The sequence below is a fragment of the Streptomyces sp. NPDC054841 genome, assembly GCF_053611045.1.
On record NZ_JBSGZO010000260.1, the window covers coordinates 1 to 12,018 of the forward strand.

The window sequence follows — 12,018 nt, forward strand, 5'->3', positions numbered from 1 at the left end:
CAACGCATCACCCACACCACCCCGACCAACCGCCAACAACTCCTCCGACACCTGCCGGAAGACCACCGACTCAACCTCCGCAACAGGCACACCCACGGCATCAGCGACGGCGAGCGAGAACGCATCCGTGCCCGCCGGAGCGAGGCGAACTCGCAGGGCAGACGCACCAGTGGCATAGAGGTTCACCCCACTCCACGCAAACGGCAGCCGCGCCCCACCACCAACGCCAGACGTGCCCGAAACGAAGCCACCGACCGACGCGACCTGCACCGCCGCATCCAGCAGCACCGGATGCAGACCGAACCCCTCTCCCGTGACACCCTCAGGCAGGGTCACCTCGGCAAAGACCTCATCCCCCAGCCGCCAAGCCGCACGCACACCCTGGAACAAGGGCCCATAGGACAGACCAGCCGCCTCAAAATCCGAGTACAACCCAGCCACATCCACCGTCACCGCACCCCGCGGCGGCCACACCGACAGATCGAACCCCGCCTCAGGCAGAGCACCAGTCAGCACACCCTTCGCGTGCTGCGTCCAGGCCTCGTCCTCCGCCCGGTCGGCCGGCCGTGAGTAGACGGCGACCCGACGACGACCCGCCTCATCCGAGGCGCCGACGGTGACGCGCAGCGTCACACGGCCGCGCTCCGGGATGACCAGCGGCGTCTCGAGGGCCAAGTCCTCAAGCGTCGAGCTTCCGACCTGGTCTCCGGCCTGGATGGCCAGCTCCACCAGCGCGGACCCGGGCAGCACCACGGAGCCCAGCACCGCGCACTCGGCCAGCCACGGATGCGACTGGAGCGACAGCCGTCCCGTCAGCACCACGCCCGCGGAGTCCGGCAACGAGACCGCCGCACCGAGCAACGGGTGCTCCGCGGCGGCCAGGCCGAACGAGGTGACGTCGCCGGCGCCGGAGCTCGCCGTCTCCAGCCAGTACCGTCGACGCTGGAAGGCGTACGTCGGCAGGTCCACCCGACGCCCGCCACGCCCGGCGAACACCCCCTCCCAGTCCAACTCCACGCCGCGCGTGTGCACCGCACTCACCGCAGTGGTCAGCGTGTCCGCCTCCGCGCGGTCCCTCCGCAGGACGGGGGCGAACACAGCGTCCACGTTTTCGGGCAGGCAGCCCTGCCCCATACCCGACAGCACGCCGTCCGGACCCAGCTCCAGGAAGGACCGCACTCCCTCCTCGACCAGGCAGGCCATGCCGTCCGCGAACCGCACCGCACCACGCACATGGCGCACCCAGTACTCGGGGTCGCACAGCTCCTCCGCCGACGCCGGCCGACCCGTCACGTTCGACACCACGGGAATGCGCGGCGCGTGGAACGTCATGACGCGGGCGTACCAGCGGAAGTCGTCCAGCATCGCGTCCATCAGCGGCGAGTGGAACGCATGGCTGACCCGCAGACGCCGCGTGCGGCGACCCTGCTCCTGCCAGAACACCACCGCCTCATCCACCACCGCCTCATCACCGGAGACCACCACCGAGGTGGGTCCGTTGACCGCCGCGATCGACACCCGGTCCTCACGGCCGGCCAGCCACTCGACGACCTCGGCCTCCGTCGCCTCGACAGCAGCCATCGCCCCACCACCCGGCAACGCCTGCATCAACCGGCCACGCGCCGCAACCAAAGCCGCAGCATCCTCCAGCGAGAACACCCCCGCCACATGCGCAGCAGCGATCTCACCAACCGAATGACCGATCACAAAGTCCGGTGCAACACCCCAGGACTCGACCAGACGGAACAACGCCACCTCAAGCGCAAACAACGCCACCTGCGTATAACCCGTCTCATCCAGCAGCCCCGCACCCTCACCCGCATCCGAGAACACCAGATCCCTGAGCGAGCCCTCCAGATCCAGATGGAGGTCGAGGTGCGCGCACACCTCGTCGAAGGCAGCCGCGAACACCGGGAAGGACGCATACAGCTCCCGCCCCATCCCAGCCCGCTGACTCCCCTGCCCCGTGAACAGGAACGCCGAACGACCCACGCCGCCGGCAGGAACCGCACCGGAGACCACAGACCCCGACGGCTCACCCGCCGCCAACGCCCGCAACCCCTCCAACAGAACCGATCGATCGGTACCCCGCACCACGGCCCTGTGCTCGAACCGGGCACGCGACAACGCCAGCGAGTAGCCCACATCAACCGGCGACAGCTCAGGCCGCTCCCCAAGGAACGACACCAGCCGCTCCGCCTGAGATCGCAGACCCGCCTCACTCCGGGCGGAGACCACCCACGGCACCATCCCCCCGGCAGTCGCCGTCGGCGCCGACTCCTCAACCTCCGGCTCAACAACCGGCGCCTGCTCCAGCACCACATGCGCATTCGTCCCGCTCATGCCGAACGACGAGACCGCCGCCCGACGCGGACGCCCCTCAGCCTCCGGCCAGTCCCGCTCCTCCGTCAGCAGCGACACCGCACCCGCCGACCAGTTGACGAAGGGGGTGGGGTCGTCCACGTGGAGGGTGCGCGGCAGCACACCGTGCCGCATGGCCAGCGCCATCTTGATGATGCCGGCCACGCCGGCAGCCGCCTGGGTGTGGCCCATGTTCGACTTGATCGACCCCAGCCACAACGGCTGGTCAGCCGGACGGTCCTGGCCATAGGTGGCCAGCAGCGCCTGCGCCTCGATCGGATCACCCAGACGCGTACCCGTCCCGTGCGCCTCCACCACATCCACATCACGAGCCGACAGACCCGCATTCGCCAACGCCTGCCGGATCACCCGCTGCTGCGACGGACCATTCGGCGCCGTCAGACCATTACTCGCTCCGTCGGAGTTGATGGCGGAGCCACGGACGACCGCGAGAACCTGGTGACCGTTGCGTTCGGCGTCGGAGAGGCGTTCCAGCAGCAGGACGCCGGCTCCCTCGGCCCAGCCGGTTCCGTCGGCGGAGGCGGCGAACGCCTTGCAGCGGCCGTCCTCGGCCAGGCCGCGCTGGCGGCTGAAGGCGAGGAAGCCGCCGGGGCTGGACATCACGGCCGCGCCGCCCGCCAGCGCCATGCCGCACTCGCCCTGGCGCAGCGACTGGACGGCGAGGTGGAGGGCGACGAGGGAGCCCGAGCAGGCGGTGTCGACGCTGACGGTGGGGCCTTCGAGAGCGAAGGTGTAGGCGAGGCGGCCGGAGGCGACGCTGGCGGCGTTGCCAGTCAGCAGGTAGCCCTCGAGTCCGTCGGCGGCGTCCTGGAGGCGGGGGCCGTACTCCTGGTTCTCGATGCCGACGAACACGCCGGTACGGCTGCCGCGCAGGGCGGTGGCGTCGATGCCGGCGGATTCCATGGCCTCCCAGGCGGTCTCCAGGAGGAGGCGCTGCTGGGGGTCCATGCCGAGGGCTTCGCGTGGCGAGATGCCGAAGAAGTCGGGGTCGAAGTCGCCGGCGTCGTGGAGGAACCCGCCCTGACGGGTGTAGCTCTTCCCTGCCTCGTCGGGGTCGGGTGAGTAGAGGTTGTCGAGGTCCCAGCCGCGGTTGTCGGGGAAGTCCGAGATGGCGTCGCGGCCCTCGGTGAGCAGCTGCCACAGCTCCTGGGGGGTGGTGACGTCGCCGGGCAGTCGACAGCCCATGCCGACGATGGCGATGGGTTCGTCGTCGGCGGCCAGGGGCCGGTCCTCCTCGTCGCGGACGGCGGTCGCGGCGGCGCCGGTCCCTTCGGTGTCGGCCTGGAGCAGGTCGCGTAGGTGAAGGGCGACGTTGCGGGGAGTGGGGTGGTCGAAGGGGAGGGTGATGGGGAGGTCGAGTCCGGTGGCCGCGGTGAGCCTGCGGTGGAAGTCGACGGCGGCGAGGGAGTGGAAGCCGAGCTCGACGAAGGAGCGGTCGGTCGGGACGGTGGCGGGCGCTTCGCCGAGGGCGTCGCCGTCGTCGGGGAGCGCGGCGTCACCAGTACTGGCTGCCGCGCGGTCGGCGCGGTCGACGTCACGCAGTACGTCGGCGGTCAGCGCGGTGACGAGCTCCAGCAGGGTGCGCAGCAACTCGGGTCCGCGCAGGGCCGCCAGTCGTTCCCGTTCCCTTTCCCGGCCGGAGGTGCCGGGGGCCTCATCGGTCTGTGAACCGTCCGCCTGTGAACGGACATTCCCGGACTGACCTGCCATCGCTCGCTCCACAACTCTGCCGACCATGAGTACTGACTGATTCGAAGAAGGGATCCAAGAAGGGATCCAAGAAGGGGTCCAAGAAGGGGTCCGGGCCCGGATCCGGGCCCGGTTTCCTGAGGGGGCAATGCAGCGGTCCGACGGCCGTCGGGCGGGCCGCTCTGGAGCCTAGGACGGGGTCAAAGCCCAGCCACACCCCTAACCACCCCTGCGCTCCAAGTGCCGGGCACCCCGGGAAAGGGGACAGAGGTGCCCGGCACGTGGTCCCTGCCGGTGGTTCATACGGAGGCTTCCACCTGCGGTGCGGACTGCCCTGCGGCGGACTGCCCTGCGGCGGACTGCCGTGCGGCGGACTGCCCTGCGGGACGGAGGATCGCGCGGAGCGCGCTCTTGGGATCGACGGAGACGACCCGGAAGTTCCGTACGGTGCACTGGACACGGCGGAAGAGGTTCTCCGGGCCGGTGATCCACACCGTGCGGACGCCGTGCCGGACCAGGGAGTCGGTGACGGCAGGCCAGTCGATGGCCCGGTCGAAGGTGTCCAGCAGCATGCGGCGCATGGCGTCAGCCGTGTCCACGACGCTGCCGTCCTGGTCGGCGATGACGGTGGTGCGGGGTGCCCGGATGTCGTAGCGGGAGAGGACCTCCTCCTCGGCCTTGCGGCGCAGCCCGTCGAAGGCTGCTGCGTGCACCGGCGGGCGCATGGTGGCCATCGAGTAGCCGCCCATGGCACTGACCGCCTTCTTGAGGCCCTCCAGCAGGTGTTCGCGGAGGGAGATGAGGTAGAAGCCGCGGTCGAGGTGACCGGAGATGTCGTACCAGTGGCCCTGGGCGGTGAGGCTGTCGAGGTGTTCCCGCAGGGCGTCGTCGGGGACGCGGACGACGGTGTGGGTGACGACGTCGGAGAACTCGATGGCAAAGTACTGCTGCTCGCAGCGGGCGAGTTCGGCGGTGAGGCGGACGGCATCGGGCAGGTCGAGGGAGCCGGACCAGACGGTTGCGGCCTTGTGTCCGAAGCTGGGGCCGGCGATCAGGTCGGCCCGCATGCCCAGTTGGTCCTCCGCGCGCTGGGCGAGTGCGAGGGAGTTCAGCAGGAAGACGACCTGGGTGTACTCGGAGTAGTCGTCGTCGGCGGCGTAGAAACGGTCGAGCAGGGAGTATCCGAGCGCTTTCTCCGCGACGGGCAGCAGGCGCCGCACATAGGGGTCGAGCACCGTGAACTTACCGACAGCGGAGAAGCTTGACGGTCCCATTCCTGGGAAGATTACTGCCGTCTTCTCGTGGACTGCCGTCTTCTCTTCCATCCCCGTTTTACCTAACGTCAATTGGCGGCCAGCCTGAGCGAAGGTATGGGACACACCGCACCAGCCACCACCCCATAGGCCCCCTAGACCCACCCGTATTCCGTGGCGGACCGGCCGCCTGGGAGGTTCGCGTTCCCTCTCGCCGTCGGGGGGATGACAGTCGGCCCCCAACTGGGCATACTTTCCAGTAACATCTCCTGTCGGTATCGAGCGGTCTCCCCTCCCGGTACCCGTATTCACCGAACCAGGGTGGATAGGGGTTGTTGCTCCGGGCCGCCGAAAATAGCGTCTTGTCGCCGACGCACGTAGCCCGCAGTCGGGAATGCAATCACCGGTCGATGACTGCGGGTGCGCACACGTTGGAGTTCACGAACCACGTTGGGGGTTCAGGAACTCACGAAATCTACCGGGCGCCTTCTCGGAGAGATACCAGCATTTCCCTGCTGTCGCGCCCACACCGCCGACGCGGCCCGAGGGGTTTTGCACATGACGTCAGCCAGCCCGGCTCCCGTGACCATGCTCGTGCCGGACTTTCCCTTCCCCTACGACCGTTGGCTGCGCCATCCGGCCGGCCTGGGTGCGGTGCCGGCCGCGCGCTGGGGCACCGAGGTCGCCGTGGTCGGCGGCGGGATGGCGGGGCTGACGGCGGCGTACGAGCTGATGCGGCTGGGACTGCGGCCGGTGCTGTACGAGGCCGGGCGGCTCGGCGGCCGGATGCGTTCGGTGCCGTTCCCCGCGAACCCCGACTACGTCGCGGACATGGGTGCGATGCGCTTCCCCCTCTCCGCTCGGGCGCTGTTCCACTACATCGGAATGCTGAGCCTGGCCACCCGCCCGTTCCCCAACCCGCTGGCGCCCGCCACTCCGGGCACGCTCATCGATCTGAACGGCCGGCGGGAGTGGGCGTACACGGAGGAGGACCTGCCCCGCGTCTTCAAGGAGGTCTCCGAGGCCTGGGAGAAGACCTTGCAGGAGCGTGCCGGGCTGTCGACGCTGCGGACCGCGCTCCAGCAGCACGACACGGCGATGCTGAAGACGGTGTGGAACCGGCTGGTGACGGACTTCGACGACCAGTCCTTCTACGGCTTCCTGGCGACCAGCCCGGCGTTCCGCTCCTTCCGGCACCGGGAGGTCTTCGGGCAGGTCGGTTTCGGCACCGGCGGCTGGGACACGGACTTCCCCAACTCCGTGCTGGAGATCCTGCGGGTCGTCGTCACCGAGGCGGACGCCCATCAGGTGTCGCTCGCCGGGGGCGCCGAGCAGCTGCCGCGGGGCCTGTGGTCGCACCGCCCCCGGGACCTCGCTCACTGGCCGGTCGGTACGTCGCTGGAGTCCCTGCACGACGGTACGCCGCTGCCCGCGGTGACGGCGCTGCTGCCGGACGACGGGGGCGGAGCGGGTCCGCTGGGCGACGGCGGCGGCTTCGTCGTCGAGGACAGCGGCGGTGGCCGGCGCCGGTATCCGGTGGTGGTCTACACCCCGCACGTGTGGACGCTGCTGAACCGGGTCACCACGTCCCCCGGTCTGCTGCCCGCCGAGCACTGGACGGCCGTGGAGCGCACGCACTACATGGGCGCCTCGAAGCTGTTCGTGCTGACGGACCGGCCGTTCTGGCGGGACGTGGACCCGGCCAGCGGCCGGGAGGTGATGGGTATGACGCTCACCGACCGGCTCGCCCGCGGGGTGTACCTGTTCGACGACGGTCCCGACCGGCCGGGCGTGATGTGCCTGTCGTACACCTGGAACGACGACTCGCTGAAGATGGCGACGCTCGGGCCCGATGAGCGGCTGCGGGTGCTGCTGGCCCGGCTCGGCGAGATCTACCCCGGCGTGGACATCGCCTCGCACATCGTCGGTGATCCGGTGACCGTCACGTGGGAGACCGAGCCGCACTTCATGGGCGCTTTCAAGTCGAACCTGCCGGGCCACTACCGGTACCAGCGGCGGCTGTTCACCCACTTCATGCAGAACGGCCTCGCGCCCGGACAGCGGGGGCTGTTCCTGTGCGGCGACGACGTGTCGTGGACCGCGGGCTTCGCGGAGGGAGCCGTCACCACGGCGCTGAACGCCGTGTGGGGCGTGGTCAACCACCTCGGCGGCGCCTCAGCGCCCGGCAACCCCGGGCCGGGGGACCTCTTCCACGCATTGGCACCGGTCGAGCTGTCCGACATCTGACCCGGGTGTCCGGATCCGCACCGTCCCTGTTCGTCCTCAGAACCCCCTCACGGAACGAGGTATGCCGACCATGACCACGCAGACCACACACCCGATACCCGCGGCCGGCCCAACGCCGCTGCGGGACTCGTCGCCGGGTGTCGTCACCACGGTCCCGGAGGCGCTGCTGCTGCGCAGCGAGAAGGACCCGGACGAGACAGCGTTCGTGTTCCTGCGGGACGGCGAGGAGCCCGAGGGGTCCCTCACCTACGGGCAGCTGCGGGCGGCGGCACTGGACCGGGCGGCGGCGCTGGCCGGCGCCGGGCTCGGCCCGGGCGACCGGGTGGTGCTGGCGTACCCGTCGGGCCTGGAGTTCGTCCGTTCCCTGCTGGGCTGCATGATCGCGCGGGTGGCCGCCGCTCCGGTGCACGTGCCGACGCGGCAACGCGGCGTGGCCAGGCTGCGGCAGATCGCCGACGACGCAGGGGCGGCGGTCGTGCTGACGACGGAGGCGGTCAAGCGCGATCTGGAGGGGCGGTTCGGGGCCGGGCCGGAGCTGGCCGGGCTGACTCTCGTCGCCACGGACCTGACGCCGGACGGTGTGGGCGCCGGCTGGACGGACCTGCCCGGCCCGGACGACGTGGCACTGTTGCAGTACACCTCCGGTTCGACGGGTGACCCGAAGGGCGTGGTGATCACCCACCACAACTTCCTCAGCAACGTCGCCGAGACCGAGGAGCTGTGGCCCTCGCCCTCGGACGGCGCGGTGGTCTCGTGGCTGCCGCTCTTCCACGACATGGGCATGCTGTTCGGGATCATGCTGCCACTGTGCTCGGGCCTGCCGGCGTATCTGATGGCGCCCGACGCGTTCATCCGCCGCCCGGGCCGCTGGCTGGAGGCCCTGTCGCGGTTCCGGGGCACGCACGCGGCGGCGCCGAACTTCGCGTACGAGCTGTGTGTGCAGGCGCTGGCCGAGGGCAAGGTGGCGGACGGGCTCGATCTGTCGGCGTGGCGGGTGGCCGCGAACGGGGCGGAGCCGGTCCGCTGGCGGACGGTGAGGGCCTTCACCGAGGCGTTCGCCGACGCCGGGTTCGCCCCGGAGGCGATGTGTCCCGGGTACGGGCTGGCGGAGAACACGCTGAAGGCGAGCGGCGGCGACTGGCACACCCGGCCCCGGGTGCTGTGGGTGGACTCGGCGGCGCTGCTGGCCGGCCGGGTGGAGCGGGTCGGCAGTCCCGGCCCGGACGATGTGGAGGGTCCGGAGGGGGCGCAGCCGCTGGTGAGCTCGGGCGTGACGGTGTCCGGCACGCGGCTGCGGACCGTGGACCCGATGACGCGTACGGCGTGCGCGCCCGGCGAGGTGGGCGAGATCTGGCTGAACGGGCCGTGCGTGGCTGCCGGGTACCTGGGCCGCCCCCAGGCGACCGAGGAGACCTTCGGCGCCCGGATCGACGGCGAGAGCGACTCGGCAGCCTACTTGCGCACCGGCGACCTTGGGTTCCTGCTCGACGGCGAACTGTACGTCACGGGCCGGCTCAAGGACGTCATCATCCGCAAGGGCCGCAACCACTACCCGCAGGACCTCGAGCTGTCCGCCGAGTCGGCGGTGGTGGGCCTGCACACCAACTGCGCCGCCGCGTTCTCCGTGGACAGCGGGGAGAGCGAGCGGCTGGTGCTGGTGGTGGAGGCCGACGGGCGGGTGCTGCGCACCCTCCAGCCGGAAGTGGTCCGGGAGCTGATCCGACAGGCGGTGCGGGACCGCAACGGGCTGGAGCCGGACGAGGTGGTGCTGGTGCGGCGCGGTGTGCTGCCGCGCACGACGAGCGGCAAGGTGCAACGGCGGCTGTGCCGCACGCGGTACGTCGAGGGCGAGTTGAAGGCGGCCGTCGGCGCTGCGGAACGGAGCGCGTGAGATGGGGACCGATATCCACGGCAAGGAGACCACGGCTGAGCGGCTGGCCGGGCTGGAGCGGCGGCGTGCCGAGCTGGCGGCGCACGCCGACTCGGCCGCGGCGCGGCGGCAGCACGAGCGGGGCAAGCTGACGGCGCGCGAACGCGTCGAGGCGCTGCTGGACCCGGGGACGTTCGTGGAGCTCGACACGCTGACCCGGCACCGCAGCCACGAGTTCGGCATGTACGAGCGGCGACCGGTCGGGGACGGCGTGATCACCGGTTACGGGCTGATCGACGGCCGTAAGGTGTGCGTGTTCGCGCAGGACTTCACCGTTTTCGGCGGTAGCCTCGGTGAGGCGTCGGGCAAGAAGCTGCACAAGCTGATGGATCTGGCGCTCAGCACGGGCTGCCCCGTCATCGGCCTCAACGACGGCGGGGGTGCCCGCATCCAGGAGGGTGTGGTCTCGCTCGGCTACTACGCGGAGCTGGTCAAGCGGCACGTCGACGGCTCCGGCGTGATCCCGCAGGTCTCGCTGCTGCTGGGTCCGTGCGCGGGCGGCGCGGTGTACGCGCCCGCGCTCACCGACTTCGTGGTGATGGTCGACGACATCTCGCACATGTTCGTGACCGGGCCCGAGGTGCTGAAGTCGGTGACGGGCCAGACCGTCGACCGGGACCAGCTGGGCGGCGCCCGCGCGCACAACACCATCTCGGGCAACGCGCACTACCTGGCGCAGGACGAGAAGGATGCCTTCGAGTACGTACGGCAGCTCCTCTCCCACTTGCCGTCGAACAACATGGAGGACCCGCCCGTCTACGAGCACACCGTCGAGAGCCGCATCACCGCGCTCGACGAGGAGCTGGACACCCTCATTCCGGACAGCGCCAACCAGCCGTACGACATGACGCGGGTGGTGCGGACGGTGCTCGACGACGGTGACCTGTTGGAGGTGCAGCCGCTGTTCGCGCCGAGCATCGTGTGCGGCTTCGGCCGGGTCGACGGCCACAGCGTCGGCGTCGTCGCCAACCAGCCGCAGGTCTCCGCGGGCGTGCTGGACATCGACGCCAGCGAGAAGGCCGCCCGCTTCGTGCGGATGTGCGACGCCTTCCACGTGCCGGTGCTGACCTTCGTGGACGTGCCGGGCTTCCTGCCGGGGCTCGACCAGGAGCACGGCGGCATCATCCGCCGCGGCGCGAAGCTGCTGTACGCGTACGCGGAGGCGTCGGTGCCGATGGTCACCGTCATCACCCGCAAGGCGTACGGCGGCGGCTACGGCGTCATGGGCTCCAAGCACCTGGGTGTCGACCTCAACCTGGCGTGGCCGACCGCGGAGATCGCCGTCATGGGCGGCGAGGGTGCGGTGGACGTGCTGCACCGGAACGCCATCCGGCAGGCCGCCGACCCTGAGGCCGAACGCGCCCGGCTGCGCGACGAGTACGACCGCGCCCTGTGCAACCCGTACACCGCGGCCGAACGCGGCTACGTCGACGCGGTGATCATGCCGAGGGAGACGCGGCTCGCGGTGGCGTCCGCCCTGGAGAAACTGCGCGGCAAACGCTCCACGCGGCTGCCGCGCAAGCACGGGAACATCCCGCTGTGAGCGCTGTGCGTGCAGTGAGCCCCGCGGGCGGCCTGGCGGCGGACGTGGCCGGGCCGCCCGGGTACGGCGAGTTCCGGGTGGTGCGGGGGCAGGCGACCGACGAGGAGGTCGCCGCCGTCGTTGCGCTGCTGGCCTGCCTGGCGTCGGCGGCGGCCGCCGCGCCGGAGGGCGGCGAGGCTTCCCGGCCGGTGCGCCGTTGGGCCGCGCCCGCGACGCGGATGACCCGCTTCCCGACGGGCCGCGGCCCCGGCGCGTGGCGCTCCAGCGGCCGGATGTGACCGGCCGCACCGCGTGGGACGGTGCGCGCCGGATCGAACGAGACGGACCGGCCCGCGCGGGTCGGAGTAAGGGGCGAAGGGCGCCCCGCCGGCGGGAAACACCCCCGTCGGCTGACGAGAAGGACGAGGGAAAGCCATCGTGCGCAAGGTGCTCATCGCCAACCGAGGCGAGATCGCTGTCCGCGTTGCCCGTGCATGCCGGGACGCCGGGATCGCGAGCGTAGCCGTCTACGCCGATCCGGACCGTGACGCTCTGCACGTCCGCGCGGCCGACGAGGCGTTCGCCCTGGGCGGTGACACCCCGGCAGCCAGCTATCTCGACATGGCCAAGGTCCTGCAGGCCGCGGCCGACTCCGGCGCCGACGCCATCCACCCCGGATACGGCTTCCTCTCCGAGAACGCCGACTTCGCCCAGGCCGTCATCGACGCCGGCCTCACCTGGATCGGCCCGCCGCCCGCCGCGATCCGCGACCTCGGCGACAAGGTCGCCGCCCGCCACATCGCCCAGCGCGCCGGCGCCCCGCTCGTCGCCGGCACCCCCGACCCCGTCTCCGGCGCCGACGAGGTCGTCGCGTTCGCCAAGGAGCACGGCCTGCCCATCGCCATCAAGGCCGCCTTCGGCGGCGGCGGCCGCGGCCTGAAGGTCGCCCGCACCCTGGAGGAAGTGCCGGAGCTGTACGACTCGGCGGTCCGCGA

General features: G+C 71.0%; 6 protein-coding genes and 1 pseudogene. 5 read left to right on the plus strand and 2 right to left on the minus strand.

Annotated elements, in window-relative coordinates; translation table 11 throughout:
• Together ACWGI8_RS28205 and ACWGI8_RS28210 are read right to left on the minus strand one after the other, a co-directional pair.
• Positions 1-4,077, minus strand: a pseudogene (locus ACWGI8_RS28205) (type I polyketide synthase); the annotation flags it as partial.
• A 293-nt stretch (positions 4,078-4,370) separates the two neighbouring features.
• Positions 4,371-5,345 carry an ACP S-malonyltransferase gene (locus ACWGI8_RS28210; RefSeq protein ID WP_453665078.1) on the minus strand — a complete coding sequence of 325 codons (975 nt, stop codon included), beginning with the start codon at positions 5,343-5,345 and terminating at the stop codon, positions 4,371-4,373.
• 537 nt (positions 5,346-5,882) lie between these two features.
• Between ACWGI8_RS28210 and ACWGI8_RS28215 the strand changes: the two genes are divergently transcribed.
• The 5 genes from ACWGI8_RS28215 to ACWGI8_RS28235 form a co-directional block, all read left to right on the plus strand.
• Positions 5,883-7,571: a flavin monoamine oxidase family protein gene (locus ACWGI8_RS28215; protein WP_453665080.1), complete on the plus strand. Its 1,689-nt coding sequence runs from the start codon at positions 5,883-5,885 to the stop codon at positions 7,569-7,571.
• 70 nt (positions 7,572-7,641) lie between these two features.
• Positions 7,642-9,462 (plus strand): fatty acyl-AMP ligase, encoded by a 1,821-nt coding sequence (locus ACWGI8_RS28220; protein ID WP_453665082.1) that lies wholly within the window; start codon positions 7,642-7,644, stop codon positions 9,460-9,462.
• A 1-nt stretch (position 9,463) separates the two neighbouring features.
• Positions 9,464-11,044: an acyl-CoA carboxylase subunit beta gene (locus ACWGI8_RS28225; protein ID WP_453665084.1), complete on the plus strand. Its 1,581-nt coding sequence runs from the start codon at positions 9,464-9,466 to the stop codon at positions 11,042-11,044.
• Positions 11,041-11,322, plus strand: coding sequence for an acyl-CoA carboxylase subunit epsilon (locus tag ACWGI8_RS28230; protein ID WP_453665086.1), 282 nt, complete (start codon positions 11,041-11,043; stop codon positions 11,320-11,322). The genes ACWGI8_RS28225 and ACWGI8_RS28230 overlap by 4 nt, the downstream gene beginning before the upstream one ends.
• A gap of 139 nt (positions 11,323-11,461) precedes the next feature.
• Positions 11,462-12,018, plus strand: a 557-nt coding sequence (locus ACWGI8_RS28235) for a biotin carboxylase N-terminal domain-containing protein (RefSeq protein ID WP_453665088.1), incomplete at its 3' end; no start/stop codon positions are given.

Bases quoted from the DNA above. Each gene is read 5' to 3' on its own strand.
- ACWGI8_RS28210 (WP_453665078.1), bottom strand. From the start codon at position 5,345: ATGGGACCGTCAAGCTTCTCCGCTGTCGGTAAGTTCACGGTGCTCGAC.
- ACWGI8_RS28215 (WP_453665080.1), top strand. From the start codon at position 5,883: ATGACGTCAGCCAGCCCGGCTCCCGTGACCATGCTCGTGCCGGACTTT.
- ACWGI8_RS28220 (WP_453665082.1), top strand. From the start codon at position 7,642: ATGACCACGCAGACCACACACCCGATACCCGCGGCCGGCCCAACGCCG.
- ACWGI8_RS28225 (WP_453665084.1), top strand. From the start codon at position 9,464: ATGGGGACCGATATCCACGGCAAGGAGACCACGGCTGAGCGGCTGGCC.